Consider the following 15,299-nt stretch of genomic DNA (forward strand, 5'->3'; position numbering starts at 1 on the left):
GGCCGGATCGGGAGCCGGTGCCGGATCTGCGAGGCAGGCCGGACGGCAAATGTTGATTGCAGGCGTGAGAGCTGCAGCGGAAGAGGAGGAATCCATGGCTGGCCACACAAACAACCCTGCCGATGGGGAATACGGCAATGGTGCGGCCAAGGCGTCGGAGACCACCTCGATCCATCTGACCCCCGTGCGCGATGAACCCACGATTGCCCCCAAGCTCTCGTCCGACGAGCGCAACTCCGTCGAGGCACTGCCGGCCGGGTCCGCGCTCCTGGTTGCGCACAGCGGCCCTAACGCCGGTGCCCGCTTCCTGCTTGACTCGGATGTCACCACCGCCGGCCGCCACCCGGATGCCGATATCTTCCTGGATGACGTCACGGTCTCCCGCCGGCACGTCGAATTCCGGCGCACCGCACGGAGCTTCGAGGTGGTGGACAAGAACAGCCTCAACGGCACGTACGTTAACCATGATCGCGTGGACAGCGTCGAGCTCAAGTCCGGCAGCGAAGTCCAGATCGGCAAGTTCCGCCTCACCTTCTACCTGAGCCCTGCCACCGCTGCAGGCCGCGGCTGATCCGGGGACCGCTGCCTGTGGCAATGGCACAACCCGAACGCCGGGGACCGCAGGTCCTGAACATCGGCGAAGTCCTCGCTCAACTGAGCGGTGACTTCCCTGGCATGACAGCGTCAAAAATCAGGTTCCTCGAGGAAAAAGGCTTGATCAATCCCCGCCGCACCCCGGCGGGCTACCGGCAGTATTCCGACGGCGACGTGGAGCGGCTGCGTTTTGTCCTGGCTCTGCAGCGGGACCAGTACCTTCCACTGAAGGTCATCAAGGACTACCTCGACGCCATCGACAGGGGAGAGCGCCCCGAAAACCTGCCACCCGGCGTCGTGGTGTCCCCACGCATTGTTTCGGACGAACTGGCAGCAGAACTGCAGAACCGGGGGCGGAAGCTCACCGAAGAGCAGCTTCGCACGGAGTCCGGCGCCAGCGTTCCCCTGCTCCAGGCCCTCCTGAGCTTCGGGCTGATCAGCCACTCCAACAGCCACTTTGACGAGCACGCCCTCCAGGTTGCCCGGGCCTGCGTGCAGCTGGAAAGCCACGGGCTCGAGCCCCGGCACCTCCGGCCCTTCCAGGCGGCTGCCGAAAGGGAGTTCGGTTTAGTGGAACGCGCCGTGGCTCCGCTTGCTTCACGCAAGGATGCCGCGTCCCAGGCGCGGGCGGCGGAGGCCGCCCGCGAAATCAGCGACCTCTGCCTCACCCTGCACCGTGCGCTGGTGCAGGGCCACATCTCACGCATGGACATCTGATGATTGAAGTCGAGATCGTTGGCGTTCGGATCGAACTGCCTTCCAACCAGCCGTTGGTCCTCCTGCGGGAGATGCACGGTGAACGCCACGTGCCCATCTGGATCGGCACCCCTGAGGCCAGTGCCATCGCCCTTGCCCAGCAGGGCGTGGTCCCGCCCAGGCCCATGACGCACGACCTCCTGGTGGATGTGGTTGAGTCGCTGGGCCACTCCGTGGTCAGCGTGAACATCGTGGCGGTGGAGGACAACATCTTCTACGGCCAGCTCCAGTTCGAAAACGGCACCACCGTCAGTTCGCGTGCCTCCGACGCCCTCGCCGTCGCCCTTCGTGCCAAGTGCCGGATTTGGTGCGCGGATTCCGTGATGGACGAGGCCGGAGTCCGGATCACCGAACACGACGAGGGTGAGGACACGGAACCGGGTCCCACCGTTGATGAAGAGCGCGAAATGCGCCGGTTCCGGGAGTTCCTGGACGACGTGGAACCCGAAGATTTCGACGGCTGAGAGCTGATTAAGGTTAAAGTCGAGGCTGAAAGTTTCGACACGCCGTCTTGAAGGGCCAATGTCTTTGACCTTGGGTCCCCGCGGGCCTAACGTCTAAGTATCGAGTTCCCATTGCTTACGGCAGCCGCGCAAGTCACACTGGAAGGTGCGCCCCGCGGAAATTACAGGCATGACTTTCATTCCTGTTGAGGCTGCTGCAGTTCTTCCCTCGGAGCTTATGACAAGGAGGATCCAGGTGAGTCCCAAAGGCGAAGCAGGCGGGCTAAAACAGCCCACGGCCGGTGTTGCTGTGCCCGCAAGCGGTGCCCAGGGCCTCCTGTTCACTGAAGACCTCCCTGTCCTGGACGAAGACGCGGGGTACCGCGGTCCCACTGCCTGTAAGGCAGCAGGCATCACATACCGCCAACTGGATTACTGGGCACGGACCGGACTTGTGGAACCTGCCGTTCGCGGCGCGGCCGGCTCGGGATCACAGCGGCTCTACGGCTTCCGGGACATCCTCGTCCTCAAGGTCGTCAAACGCCTGCTGGATACCGGCGTATCGCTGCAGCAGATTCGTACCGCGGTGGAGCACCTGCGCGAACGCGGGGTGGAGGACCTGGCCCAGATCACGCTGATGAGTGACGGCGCCAGCGTCTACGAGTGCACGTCCGCGGACGAAGTCATTGACCTCGTTCAAGGCGGCCAGGGTGTGTTCGGCATCGCCGTCGGACGCGTCTGGCGAGAGGTGGAAGGCAGCCTGGCGTCGCTTCCGAGCGAACATGCTGCTGAGCAGTCTTTTCCTGACGACGAACTGAGTAAGCGGCGGGCGGCCCGGAAGATCAGCTGACGCTTGGGCCGCAACCTTTTTCGAACGGCAGAGGCCGCCCTCCCTGTGGGAGAGCGGCCTCTGCCGTCACCGATGCTGTTCCTACCGCGCCCGGCTGCGCAGGCCGCTTCCGACCGCCATCAGGTTGGCCAGCAGGTCATCGAACAGGGCGGCGGCTGCCTTGGCCGATTCGCCGGGCCAGTGGTGCACCGGGTGGGCGGCGCCTTGAATCTGCTGCCAGTTTGCCTGCTCCGGGATCCTGGGGCTCAGCAGAAGCTCACCGAACATGGACTCCATCTCGGCCAGCCGGTAGCTGTGCTCGGAGGACCCTGTGCGCACACGGTTGGCAACGATGCCGGCGGGGGACAAGTTGGGCGCGAACTCCTGGCGGAAGAGCTGGATGGCCCTCATGGTCCGCTCGGTTCCGGCCACGGAGAAAAGTCCCGGCTCGGCAACGAGGGCCACCTTGTCGCTGGCTGACCAGGCCATCCTGGTCAGGCCATTGAGGGATGGCGGGCAGTCGATCAGAACCAGCTCGTAGTTGTCCGCGGTGGCCAGCACGGTGGACAGCCGCCGGAGGTCGCGGCGGCTGAGGTCCGGACGGTCATAGATGCCCGTGTAGGCAGAGCCGACGGCGACATCAAGGACCGCTGGAACCGAACCGTTGGAGCGAGCCTGTGCCGTCCAGCTGCTGCCCACCACGTTCTCCTCGAGCTTCGCGCGGCGGGGGCTCTTGAGCATCCTTCCGATGTCCAGCTGGTCGCCGGGCTGTACACCCAGGGCAGTGGTCGCGTCTGCGTGGGGATCAAGATCCACCACCAGCGTGCGGATGCCTGCTGCAAGGGCTGCAGACGCCAATCCTGTGGTGACTGAAGTCTTGCCGACTCCACCCTTGAGGCTGCTGATGCTGACTACTTGCACTGAGAGACCAAAACCTAACGCCGGATGCCGTGTTGGGGGTAATGTTTGCTCCGGCAGCGCCGAAGCCGGACGGTCCTGCCGCCCTACTCATCATATGTGGATGCGTCGGCGATTCCTGCTTTAACGGGCGTCGGCATGGCACCGACTATGTTGCGGGGGCGGTTTCCGCCCGGGCCGGCAGAAGGGCTCGGGACATGACGGGGAAATCTGTGATGGTGGCCACAAAGATTTGTGTTTGTCCTTCTGGGTCCTAGACACTGTGACCACTCACCGATCCACCCGCAATGATGCAGGAGAAGTATGTTTTCCAAAGTTCTGGTGGCCAACCGCGGCGAAATCGCGATCAGGGCCTTCCGCGCCGGCTACGAGCTGGGCGCCAAGACCGTTGCCGTATTCCCCAATGAGGACAGGAACTCGATCCACCGCCAGAAAGCGGACGAGGCCTACCTGATTGGCGAAGAGGGCCACCCCGTCCGGGCTTACCTGGACGTTGACGAAGTGGTGCGGGTAGCGAAGGAGTCCGGCGCGGACGCCATCTACCCCGGCTACGGCTTCCTCTCCGAAAACCCGGACCTGGCCCGCGCGGCCAAGGAAGCCGGCATTACGTTTGTTGGTCCGCCGGCCGAGGTGCTGGAACTGGCGGGCAACAAGGTGGCGGCGCTGAAGGCTGCCCGCGATGCCGGCGTGCCGGTCCTAGAGTCCAGCCAGCCCTCCAAGGACCTGGACGAGCTCATTGCGGCTGCCGATGAGATCGGCTTTCCCATTTTCGCCAAGGCCGTGGCCGGCGGCGGCGGGCGCGGGATGCGCCGGGTGGACACCCGCGAGGCACTGCCGGAGGCCCTGCAGTCTGCCATGCGTGAGGCCGACGCTGCCTTCGGTGACCCCACCATGTTCCTGGAGCAGGCCGTACTGCGGCCGCGGCACATCGAAGTGCAGATCCTGGCGGACGCCGAGGGTAACGTCATGCACCTCTTCGAGCGTGACTGCTCCATCCAGCGCCGCCACCAGAAAGTCATTGAGATCGCCCCGGCCCCCAACCTGGACGAAGGCATCCGGCAGGCCCTGTACCGCGATGCCGTGAAGTTTGCCAAGGCCCTGAACTACGTCAATGCCGGAACCGTGGAGTTCCTTGTTGACACAGTGGGGGAGCGCGCCGGCCAGCACGTATTTATCGAGATGAACCCGCGCATCCAGGTGGAGCACACGGTCACGGAGGAAGTCACCGACGTCGACCTCGTGCAGGCACAGATGCGGATTGCGGCCGGCGAAACGCTGGCTGACCTCGGCCTCTCGCAGGACACCGTAAAGCTGCGCGGCGCGGCACTGCAGAGCCGCATCACCACCGAGGACCCGTCGAACGGCTTCCGCCCGGACGTGGGAAAGATTACCGGCTACCGTTCTGCCGGCGGAGCGGGCGTACGGCTCGACGGCGGCACTGTCTACTCCGGTGCCGAAATCAGCCCGCACTTCGACTCCATGCTGGTTAAGCTCACCTGCCGCGGCAGGGACTACCCCGCCGCCGTCGCCCGCGCACGCCGTGCCCTGGCCGAATTCCGTATCCGTGGTGTCTCCACGAACATCTCCTTCCTCCAGGCTGTGCTGGACGACGCCGACTTCATCGCCGGCGATGTGGCCACGAACTTCATCGACGAGCGCCCGCAGCTGCTCAAGGCGCGGGTCTCTGCCGACCGCGGAACCAAGCTCCTCACCTGGCTGGCTGAGGTCACGGTCAACAAGCCGAACGGCGAGCTGACCGTGCACTCCAATCCGGCCAGCAAGCTGCCCTCCGTCAAGGACAGGCAGGCAGCACCCGGCTCGCGGCAGAGGCTCCTGGAGCTGGGACCCGAGGGCTTCGCCAAGGCGCTTCGCGAACAGAACGCAGTGGCCGTCACTGACACCACCTTCCGGGACGCCCACCAGTCGCTCCTGGCCACCCGCGTCCGTACCCGCGACCTCGTGGCGGCCGGCCCCGCGGTCACCGCCCTGATGCCGGAGCTGCTTTCCGTTGAGGCCTGGGGCGGTGCCACATATGACGTCGCCCTCCGGTTCCTGGGCGAAGACCCCTGGGACCGGCTCGCCGCCCTTCGCCAGGCGCTTCCCAACGTGTGCATCCAGATGCTCCTCCGCGGCCGCAACACCGTGGGCTACACGCCCTACCCTGAAGAGGTCACGGAAGCGTTCGTCAACGAGGCCGCGGCAACCGGCATCGACATCTTCCGCATCTTCGATGCCTTGAACGATGTCAGCCAGATGGCACCCGCCATCCGCGCTGTCCGGGCTACAGGCACCGCAGTCGCCGAAGTGGCGCTCTGCTACACCGGGGACATGCTGGACCCTGAAGAGAAGCTCTACACGCTGGACTACTACCTGGAGCTGGCGCAGAAGATCGTGGACGCCGGAGCCCACATCCTGGCGATCAAGGACATGGCGGGCCTGCTCCGCCCCGCCGCCGCGGCGAAACTCGTTTCCGCCCTGCGGGAACGCTTCGACCTGCCGGTGCACCTGCACACCCACGACACCGCAGGTGGCCAGCTGGCCACCCTGCTGGCCGCCGTGGAGGCCGGTGTTGACGCCGTTGACGTTGCCTCCGCATCCCTGGCGGGAACCACGAGCCAGCCGTCCGCGTCGGCCCTGGTGGCCTCACTTGCACACACTCCGCGGGACACGGGCCTCAGCCTTTCCGCCGTCAGCTCCCTGGAACCGTACTGGGAGGCGGTACGCCGTGTCTACGCGCCGTTCGAGTCCGGACTTCCGGGCCCCACCGGGCGCGTGTACCAGCACGAGATCCCCGGTGGGCAGCTTTCGAACCTCCGCCAGCAGGCCATAGCCCTGGGACTGGGGGAGCGCTTCGAAGCGATCGAGGACATGTACACCGCCGCTGACCGCATCCTGGGCCACCTGGTCAAGGTCACCCCGTCCTCCAAAGTGGTGGGCGATCTCGCCCTGCATCTGGTAGGCCTGAACGCCGATCCGGCGGACTTCAACGAAAACCCGCAGAACTACGACATCCCGGATTCAGTCATCGGATTCCTGTCCGGCGAACTTGGTGACCCCCCGGGAGGCTGGCCCGAGCCGTTCCGGACCAAGGCCCTCCAGGGCCGCAGCGTGAAGATCCGTGACGTGGAGCTCAGCGCCGAAGACAGCGCCGCCTTGAAGTCCGACTCCAAGACCCGCCAGCGCACGCTGAACCGGTTGCTCTTCGACGGACCCACCAAGGACTACCTGAAGAGCGTGGAGACCTACGGCAACATCTCGGTCCTGGATACCCGGGATTACCTCTACGGACTTCAGCGCGGCCAGGAGCACGAGATCCAGCTGGAAAAGGGCGTGCGGCTGATCGCGTCCCTCGAAGCCGTGTCCGAGCCTGACGAAAAGGGCATGCGCACAGTGATGTGCACCCTGAACGGCCAGTCCCGGCCGGTGGTGGTCCGCGACCGTTCCGTGGTCAGCAACGTCAAGGCTGCAGAGAAGGCCGACCCCGCCCAGCCCGGCCACGTGGCAGCCCCGTTTGCCGGTGCCGTCACCGTGACGGTCAAGCCCGGCGACACCGTGAACGCGGGTGACACCGTGGCCACCATCGAAGCGATGAAGATGGAAGCGTCCATCACGACGCCGGTAGCCGGCAAGGTTGCCCGGCTCGCCATCTCCTCCGTGGAGCCGGTACAGGGTGGAGACTTGCTGCTGGTAGTGGAGCAGTAGAGCCACCGAGTTAGCCCCATACAACGAGAGGGTCCCCCGTCAGGAGGACCCTCTCGTTGCGATTGCGGCAGTGGTGGAGGCAGGCCCCGATCCTCTGCGTGCTATTCCCCGCGCCCGGCCGAGGCCGCTTCGCGGCGGGCAGGGGCGCGGGCCCCTTTTACGCACGCTGCCGGACAGGTGCCTGCCCGCGGGAGGCCGACACGCTGCCGGACCTGGCCTGGCTCTTAGTGGTGCTTAGCTAGGAATGTGTTGCCGCGGGACCACCTCGCTCGCGGGCGTCAGGTCCGTGGTGCCGCGTACATCTCTTCGATGACGGTCTCGAAGTCCTTCATGACCTGGGCGCGCTTGACCTTCATTGAGGGGGTCAGGTGCCCGGATGCCTCGGTGAAGTCAGCGGGCACGATCCGGAAGGACTTGATGGCTTCGGCCTGCGACACAGAGGCGTTGGCTGTGGTGATCAGGTCCTGGACCGCTGCCTTGACTACAGAGTTGTTGGCCGCATCCTCGAGCGAGGTGCCGGCAGGGAGGTTGTGGCGTTGCAGCCAGCCGGGCAGGGCCTCCTGGTCCAGGGTGACAAGGGCTCCAATAAAGGGCCTGTTGTCACCGACCACCAGGACCTGGGAGACCAGGGCGTCGGCGCGGATCTGGTCCTCGAGCAGCGCAGGGATAACGTTCTTGCCGCCGGCCGTCACGATGATTTCCTTCTTGCGGCCGGTGATCCACACGAAGCCGTCTTCGTCGAGGCGGCCAATGTCGCCGGTGCGGAACCAGCCGTCGGCAAAAGTATCCGAGGTAAGGTCCTCCCGCATGTAGTAGCCGTGCATCACGCAGGCGCCCTTGGCGAGGATTTCACCGTCCTCGGCAATCCTGACGGCGTTGCCCGGCAGCGGCTTGCCGACAGATCCGATCTTGATCAGCGACGGAGTGTTGACTGAGATGGGGGCGGTGGTTTCGGTCAGGCCATAGCCTTCGAGGACCTGCAGGCCAATGCCCTGGAAGAAGTGGCCCAGGCGTTCACCCAGTGGGCCGCCTCCGGATACGGCGTGCGCAACCTGGCCGCCCATGGCAGCCCGCAGCTTGCTGTACACCAGCTTGTCGAAGAGGGCGTGGCGGAGCTTGAGGCCAAGGCCCACCCGCCCGTTCTGGCGCGCTTTCGAAAAGGCGATCGCGGTGTCCGCAGCCTTATGGAAAATGGCGCCCTTGCCGCCGTCCTCTGCCTTGGTCAGCGCCGAGTTGTAGACCTTTTCGAAAACGCGGGGCACGGCAAGAATGAAGGTGGGCTGGTAGCTCTGCAGGTCAGCGAGCAGGTTCTTGATGTCCGGCGTGTGGGCCACGGTTGTTCCGGCAGCCATGGCCAGGACGGAGATGAAGCGTGCGAATACGTGGGCCAGCGGCAGGAACATGATGGTCTTCGCGTTCTCGTGGACGATCTCGCCGATGATCGCGAGGGCGTTGTCCGAGAGTTCAACGAAGTTTCCGTGCGTGAGCTCGCAGCCCTTGGGGCGGCCCGTGGTGCCCGAGGTGTAAATGATGGTGGCGATGTCTTCCAGGTTGGCCGTCGCCCGCCGCGCCTCAAGGTCTGCGTCGCTCACCCCGCGGCCGGCGTCACGCAGGGCATCCAGGCCCTGGCCTTCCAGCTGCCACACGTGCTGGAGCGCTGTGAGGCCCTCGGCAGTCACCGCCTGGCGGATCACGTCTTCATGGTGTGCTGCCTCGCCAAAGGCTGCCACTGCACCGGAATCACCGAGGTTCCAGGCCACCTGCGAGGGGGAGGAGGTCTCATAGATCGGAACCGATACTGCTCCCGCAAACCAGATGGCGAAGTCCACCAGGGCCCATTCGTAGCGCGTGCGGGACATGATGCCTACGCGGTCACCCGCAGCCACGCCGCTTGCCATCAGTCCCTTGGCCAGGACCGAGACGTCGGCCAGGAAGTCCGTAGCTGAAATGTCCTGCCAGGCACCGGCGGAGTCAAGCCGCGAAAACAGTGCCGGGTTGCTGGGCTTCGCAGCCTGCCGCAATACCAGATCAGTGATGTTGGTTTCCGGTGGGACAACAACAAGAGGCGGAACACTGAATTCGCGCACTATAGCTCCTTTGATATCCGAAGACCCGCGCAGGGTATGCCTAAAGACTAGTACGCCTGTACCGGGCCGTGCAGTATCTAAAGCTACTGATCAGTAACTTAGCCGTCAATGGTGCTGGGCGGGACATGCGGGGGCGCACTCCTCCGCCCCCGGAACCGCCAGCCTAGAATGGTTGACTATGTATGCACCGCCCCCCGGCGAACAGGCCGGCCCCTTGCGACGACCAGTTCCGTGGAGGCGGCGCCCAACCACCGGCCGGACCCGTTTGCGCCGCGGTGAAGGCTTCCGCGAGCACCTGCGCCTCGGGCGGAAGGGCCTTGCCATCGGCATCGACATCGGGGGCACCAAGGTGGCGGCCGGCGTCGTGGACGCTGAAGGCAGGATCCTCAATGAGGCGCGCCGCTCAACGCCGGGCACGAACCCGCGGGCAGTGGAACAGGTCATCGTGGAGCTCGTGGAGGAGCTCGGCCGGGGGCACCGGATCTGGTCGGTGGGAATCGGCGCCGCAGGGTGGATGGACCTCGACGGCGGAACGGTACTTTTCAGCCCGCATCTCGCCTGGCGCAACGAACCCCTTCGGGAAAACCTGCAGCACCTCCTGCGCCGTCCCGTCCTGCTCGCGAACGACGCCGACGCCGCGGCATGGGCGGAATGGCGCTTTGGTGCCGGCCAGGGCGAGGACCGGCTGGTGTGCATCACCCTGGGCACGGGAATCGGCGGGGCCATGGTGATGGACGGGCGGGTGGAGCGGGGCAGGTTTGGCGTAGCGGGCGAGTTCGGCCATCAGATCATCATGCCCGGCGGGCATCGGTGCGAGTGCGGCAACCGGGGGTGCTGGGAGCAGTATGCGTCCGGAAATGCCCTGGGGCGTGAGGCCCGCATCCTGGCACGGGCGAACTCCCCTGTGGCCCAGGACCTGCTGGCAGCTGTAGGGGGCAACACAGATACCATTACCGGCGCAATTGTCACGGAGCTGGCCTTGGCAGGTGACGCCGCTTCCCGTGAACTTATTGATGAAGTAGGTGAGTGGCTCGGTTTGGGCTTGGCCAACCTGGCGGCCGCACTGGATCCCGGCCTCTTTGTTATCGGCGGCGGCCTTTGTTCCGCCGGGGACCTGCTGGTGGAACCTGCCCGCAAGGCATTTTCCCGCAACCTCACCGGCCGCGGCTTCAGGCCTGCCGCCGGCATTCAGTTGGCGGCATTGGGACCAAATGCCGGGCTGATAGGGGCGGCCGACCTTTCCCGGGTGAGCAGCAGGGTACGCGCCTAGGGCACTGGATGTAGGGGGGCCTAAACTCGGGCGCCGTCGTCGTTCTCGTCTTTTTCCTGCGGTAGCTTCATGATCAGGTAGACCGTTCCCAGCACAAACACGGCCACGATTCCCACGACGGCGATCAATGGCGCCGAGCGCCAGAACATGGCCGACAGCAACAGGGCTATGGGCCCGCCCACTGCGGCCAGCCAGGCCAGCATGGTCAACGGGTCCGTTCCGGCCAGGCTCGGCGGTTCCTCGGGAATGAACTCGCCGTCGTCCCCGTCAACGTCATAATCGCGGGGTCCGGTGGTCGGGGTCCTGTCCTTGGCGGTGCCACCTGAGGCTGAGTCCTGCCGCTCGGCGGCGGACAGCTCGGTGGGGGCAGCCCCGGCAAGTCCCAGGGGGTCGAAGTCACGGAAGGTGGCGGACCTGCCCGCGGCAGCGGGTGTATCTTCCGGCGCTTCCGGGCCGTCGGCGGCACCGGTACCTGAAGGGCCTGCGGGGGAATCCGCTTCGAGGCGGGCCACGAGGTCCAGCCAGACGGCGTCGTCGTGGTTGGCTCCCTGGTCCGGCGAGCCGGCGTCAGGCCTGTTCATGGGAAGCCTCCTGGCCGGGCAGTGCAGCTGTTGCGGACGCGGGGCCGGCAGCGGAAACCACGCCGCGGATGAAGTCCACCGAACCCGCAAAGATCTGTTCGGCGTCGTTGTCCATGGTGGCCACGTGATAGCTGTTTTCCAGCCGGGCCAGCTCCAGGGCAGCGTGAGTGAGGCCGCGGCGCAGGGCCACGATGCTGGAGTCGGACACGACATGGTCAACAGTGGATCGGTAGACCTGCACGGGAGCAGTGACCCTCGGCAGGAGCCTGGTGGTGTCCTTGAACATCTTGTTGAGCTCGTGGGCGGCAGCAACCGGAGTGCGGTTATAGGCACCCTCGTCCATGCCTTCCTTGAGGATATCGTTTGCGATGGCCGGAGTGCTTTTCATGACCAGCTTCAGGATTCCGGCCAGCGGCGCGCGGGGATCATCGATCACCAGTGCCGGGTTCACCAGCACAACACCTGCGACCGGTCGCGTCGCGGCGATGCGCAGCGCCAGCGCGCCTCCCATACTGAGGCCGGCTGAAAAGACATAGTCGCAGTCCGCGTCGAGTTCCAGATAGGCGTCGTCAAGCGCCCCATGCCACTGCTGCCACGTGGTCCTGGCAAGTTCCTGCCAGCTGGTGCCGTGGCCCGGCAGAAGCGGCATGCGGACAGCGAAACCCGCGGCGGCGAAGGCACCCGCCCACGTGCGCAGGCCGTGGGGACTTCCCGTAAATCCGTGCGAGAGGACCACGCCGATCCGGGGCCCCCCGCCGTTGAATGGACTGCTGTAGGGGCTGTGGTCCGGACTGGAGGTCATGGGGTCTCCACTGAGGTGTTCTGGCGGGCGTTGGCGTAGAAAAAGGCACTGGACTTGGCAAAGATTTCCGGCGCATCCACGTCCAGCGTAGCCACATGGCCGCTGCTGGCAAGGCTGACGACCTCCGCAAGGTTCGTGCCCAGGCCTTTTCTGAGTACTGCAAGCGATGTAGGTGGGACTACTGCGTCCGTGCGGGACTTGAACACCTGTACGGGAGCCGTCACGCGGGGCAGGCCACGCGCGGCCGCTGCGAACAGCTTCTTCAGCTCATGCACGGCGGAGAGTGGCGTACGGGAATAGTCGCCGTCTTCGGTGACAATGGCCGTGGGCTGCTCCTCCTCGATGGGGAGGGTGGTCTTTTGGAAATACTTAAGCACACCGATGACGCGCACCCGGCGGTCGTAAAAGCTCAGGCCCGGGTTCACCACCGAAACCCCCGGCACCTGGTGCCTGGAGGCTGTCAGCAGCGCGATGGCGCCGCCCATGGACAACCCCGCAACGAAGCACGTATCGGTCCGCTCCGAAAGCTCGAGGTAGGCGGTTTCGAAGCTGCCGTACCAGTCGCTCCAGCGTGTCCGGGCGAGCTCGCGCCAGTCGGTCCCGTGCCCGGGCAGCAGCGGAACCGTCACTGCGTACCCCTGGGCGGCCAGGTGTTCCGCCCACGGCAGCACACTCAGCGGACTGCCGGTGAAACCGTGGCAGATTGCCACTCCGGTCCGGGCATTTGAACCATGGCCTGGATAGCTGAAAGCGGCAGGGCGGGATGGGATGCTGCTTTCGCTCATGACTCCATCGTGTCACTGTTCCGGGCAAATCTCACTAGAGTAGGGTTGCATTGAACTGCTGGCCAGGCCCGATGCGGAGCTTGTGGGCTGCCTTCCGGAGAGGTTTTGCACGTGTTCTATTGGGTGATGAAAAGGATCTTTTTGGGTCCGGTGCTGAAGCTGCTTTTCCGCCCCTGGGTAAAGGGCCTGGACAACATCCCGGCCGAAGGTCCGGCGATTATCGCCTCCAACCACCTCTCGTTTTCCGACTCTATCTTTATGCCGTTGATGGTCCGTCGTCCGGTGGTGTTCCTGGCCAAATCGGAGTACTTCACCGGCACCGGGATCAAGGGGAGGCTGACGGCGATGTTTTTTCGCCTCACCAACCAGCTCCCCATGGACCGGTCCGGTGGCGCGGCCTCGGAGGCGTCGCTGAGCGCCGGAATGGATGTCCTCTCGCATGGCGGGCTGCTCGGCATCTACCCGGAGGGTACGCGCAGCCCCGATTCGCGCCTGTACCGGGGCAAGGTGGGGGTGGCCAGGCTCGCGCTCAAGGCCGGTGTGCCGGTGGTTCCCGTAGCAATGATCGGCACGGACAAGGTGCAGCCCATCGGCAAGCGCCTCCCGAATATCCGCCGGATCGGCATGATTTTTGGTGAACCGCTGGACTTCAGCAAATATCACCACCAGGCCGAGGACAGGCTGGTCCAGAGGCAGGTCACGGACGAGATCATGTTCGAGCTGATGCGTCTCTCCGGGCAGGAATACGTGGATGAGTACGCGGCCGTGGTGAAGCTCCGGCTCGCGGGCAAACCGTCGGACCCGGCCGCAGCCGCAGAACCCCTTGCGACCCCGTCGCCGATCGACAGTGCCCGCGGCGGCCCGGATGCTGATGCCGGTGGCACAAACGCCGGTGCCGGGCACCAGGCTGCCGACCCCGGAAAACGGCAGGACAACGGCGGGGCTGCCGCCACCGCCTGAGCCAGGCCGGCGTCCGGCCCGGCTGCAGTCGTCCCCGGCCCGTTGGCGGTTTGGCGGATGTCTGTGACGCCGTGCCCGGGATGCGTGACGCCGCGGTGTTCCACGCACCTGCGCGACCGTTAGTCTTAGAGGGTGACTGAGCTATCTGCAAAACCTGCCTTTTCGCTGTCCAGCACCGCCCAGAGCGGAGCGGCCAACTATCCCGGACTCGATGACTGGCGGGACATGCCAATCTCCCAGCAGCCCAGCTGGCAGGACAGTGAAGTGTTCGATGCCTCGGTCAAGGAACTCTCCGTGCTTCCTCCGCTGGTGTTCGCCGGCGAGGTGGACGTCCTGAGAGAGCGCCTGGCAGCTGCTGCCCAGGGCAAGGCATTCCTGCTTCAGGGCGGCGACTGCGCCGAAACCTTCGAGGCCGCCACAGCGGACAAAATCAGTGCACGCGTCAAGACCATCCTCCAGATGGCGGTGGTCCTGACCTACGGCGCCGCGATGCCCGTCATCAAGATGGGGCGTATGGCCGGGCAGTTTGCAAAGCCGCGCTCGTCCAATGATGAAACCCGCGACGGCGTCACCCTTCCCGCTTACCGCGGAGACATCGTCAACGGCTACGACTTCACGCCGGAATCCCGCGGCCACGACGCCGCACGGATGCTCCGCGCGTATCACACCTCCGCCTCCACGCTCAACCTCATCCGCGCCTTCACCCAGGGCGGGTTCGCGGACCTGCGCTCTGTACACCAGTGGAACAAGGGCTTCACCGAAAACCCGGCCCACGCACGCTACGAGTCCCTGGCGCGGGACATCGACCGTGCCATCAAATTCATGGATTCCTGCGGCGCGGACTTCGAGGCGCTCAAGCGCGTTGAGTTCTTCGCCAGCCACGAGGCCCTCCTCCTGGACTACGAGCGTGCCCTCACCCGCATCGACTCCCGCACCGGATTCCCCTATGACACGTCCGCGCACTTCCTCTGGATAGGGGAACGGACGCGCGAGCTGGACCACGCACACGTCGATTTCCTGTCCCGGGTGCGGAACCCCATCGGCGTCAAGCTGGGCCCGTCCACCACTGGTGATGATGCCCTCCGCCTGATCGACAAGCTGGACCCTGAGCGCGAGCCCGGCCGGCTGACCTTCATCACCCGCATGGGCGCCGGCAACATCCGCGAGAAGCTGCCCGCCGTCGTCGAGAAGGTCACCGCCTCAGGCGCTCAGGTGCTCTGGGTTACCGATCCCATGCACGGGAACACCGTTACGTCCCCGAACGGGTACAAGACCCGCAACTTCGACGACGTCATTGACGAAGTGCGCGGCTTCTTTGAAGTGCACCACGCCCTGGGGACTGTTCCAGGCGGCCTGCATGTGGAAATGACCGGCGACGACGTCGCTGAGTGCCTTGGTGGCGCTGATCCGATCGACCAGGAAGCCTTCCTGGACCGCTACGAGTCAGTCTGCGACCCCCGGCTGAACCACATGCAGTCCCTGGAAATGGCCTTCCTGGTGGCGGGGGCACTCGCAAAGCACTGAGCCCTGCTGATACCTTTCGGCACCGATGGGGCGTGGTGTGGGCGGGCT

The 15,299-nt window shown here is 65.3% G+C and carries 13 protein-coding genes; 8 read left to right on the forward strand and 5 right to left on the reverse strand.

Annotated features, from left to right (window positions below):
• Positions 1-94: 94 nt before the first annotated feature.
• From M1E07_RS08455 to M1E07_RS08470, 4 genes are all read left to right on the forward strand, one after another.
• On the forward strand, positions 95-571 hold the full coding sequence (locus M1E07_RS08455) for an FHA domain-containing protein (RefSeq protein ID WP_461189792.1): 477 nt from the start codon (positions 95-97) through the stop codon (positions 569-571).
• 23 nt (positions 572-594) lie between these two features.
• Positions 595-1,311 (forward strand): transcriptional regulator FtsR, encoded by a 717-nt coding sequence (ftsR, locus tag M1E07_RS08460; protein ID WP_461189793.1) that lies wholly within the window; start codon positions 595-597, stop codon positions 1,309-1,311.
• The gene (locus M1E07_RS08465; RefSeq protein ID WP_104045283.1) at positions 1,311-1,814 is read left to right on the forward strand and encodes a bifunctional nuclease family protein; all 504 of its coding nucleotides are present in this window, start codon (positions 1,311-1,313) and stop codon (positions 1,812-1,814) included. The genes ftsR and M1E07_RS08465 overlap by 1 nt, the downstream gene beginning before the upstream one ends.
• Positions 1,815-2,049: 235 nt before the next feature.
• On the forward strand, positions 2,050-2,643 hold the full coding sequence (locus tag M1E07_RS08470) for a MerR family transcriptional regulator (protein ID WP_009358601.1): 594 nt from the start codon (positions 2,050-2,052) through the stop codon (positions 2,641-2,643).
• An 81-nt stretch (positions 2,644-2,724) separates the two neighbouring features.
• Here the strand turns inward: M1E07_RS08470 and M1E07_RS08475 are convergent, their stop codons facing one another.
• Complete coding sequence (locus tag M1E07_RS08475) at positions 2,725-3,543, reverse strand: ParA family protein (RefSeq protein WP_461189794.1); 819 nt, start codon at positions 3,541-3,543, stop codon at positions 2,725-2,727.
• A 300-nt stretch (positions 3,544-3,843) separates the two neighbouring features.
• Here M1E07_RS08475 and M1E07_RS08480 point away from each other — a divergent pair, with 300 nt between their 5' ends.
• The gene (locus tag M1E07_RS08480; RefSeq protein ID WP_461189795.1) at positions 3,844-7,242 is read left to right on the forward strand and encodes a pyruvate carboxylase; all 3,399 of its coding nucleotides are present in this window, start codon (positions 3,844-3,846) and stop codon (positions 7,240-7,242) included.
• 278 nt (positions 7,243-7,520) lie between these two features.
• Here the strand turns inward: M1E07_RS08480 and M1E07_RS08485 are convergent, their stop codons facing one another.
• The gene (locus tag M1E07_RS08485) at positions 7,521-9,329 is read right to left on the reverse strand and encodes an AMP-dependent synthetase/ligase (RefSeq protein ID WP_461189796.1); all 1,809 of its coding nucleotides are present in this window, start codon (positions 9,327-9,329) and stop codon (positions 7,521-7,523) included.
• A gap of 178 nt (positions 9,330-9,507) precedes the next feature.
• Between M1E07_RS08485 and M1E07_RS08490 the strand changes: the two genes are divergently transcribed.
• Complete coding sequence (locus tag M1E07_RS08490; RefSeq protein WP_461189797.1) at positions 9,508-10,599, forward strand: ROK family glucokinase; 1,092 nt, start codon at positions 9,508-9,510, stop codon at positions 10,597-10,599.
• 20 nt (positions 10,600-10,619) lie between these two features.
• Here the strand turns inward: M1E07_RS08490 and M1E07_RS08495 are convergent, their stop codons facing one another.
• The 3 genes from M1E07_RS08495 to M1E07_RS08505 are packed head-to-tail and all read right to left on the reverse strand — an operon-like array spanning position 10,620 to position 12,767.
• Positions 10,620-11,180, reverse strand: coding sequence for a hypothetical protein (locus M1E07_RS08495; protein WP_461189798.1), 561 nt, complete (start codon positions 11,178-11,180; stop codon positions 10,620-10,622).
• Positions 11,167-11,982, reverse strand: coding sequence for an alpha/beta hydrolase (locus M1E07_RS08500; protein ID WP_461189799.1), 816 nt, complete (start codon positions 11,980-11,982; stop codon positions 11,167-11,169). The genes M1E07_RS08495 and M1E07_RS08500 overlap by 14 nt, the downstream gene beginning before the upstream one ends.
• Positions 11,979-12,767: an alpha/beta hydrolase gene (locus tag M1E07_RS08505; protein WP_461189800.1), complete on the reverse strand. Its 789-nt coding sequence runs from the start codon at positions 12,765-12,767 to the stop codon at positions 11,979-11,981. The genes M1E07_RS08500 and M1E07_RS08505 overlap by 4 nt, the downstream gene beginning before the upstream one ends.
• A gap of 111 nt (positions 12,768-12,878) precedes the next feature.
• On the opposite strand from M1E07_RS08505, the gene M1E07_RS08510 reads away from it, so the two are divergent.
• Positions 12,879-13,727, forward strand: coding sequence for a lysophospholipid acyltransferase family protein (locus tag M1E07_RS08510; protein WP_461189801.1), 849 nt, complete (start codon positions 12,879-12,881; stop codon positions 13,725-13,727).
• 132 nt (positions 13,728-13,859) lie between these two features.
• Positions 13,860-15,251, forward strand: a complete 1,392-nt coding sequence (locus M1E07_RS08515) for a class II 3-deoxy-7-phosphoheptulonate synthase (protein ID WP_461189802.1) — start codon at positions 13,860-13,862, stop codon at positions 15,249-15,251.
• Positions 15,252-15,299 lie beyond the last annotated feature (48 nt).

Source organism: Arthrobacter sp. Z4-13 (genome assembly GCF_054792705.1).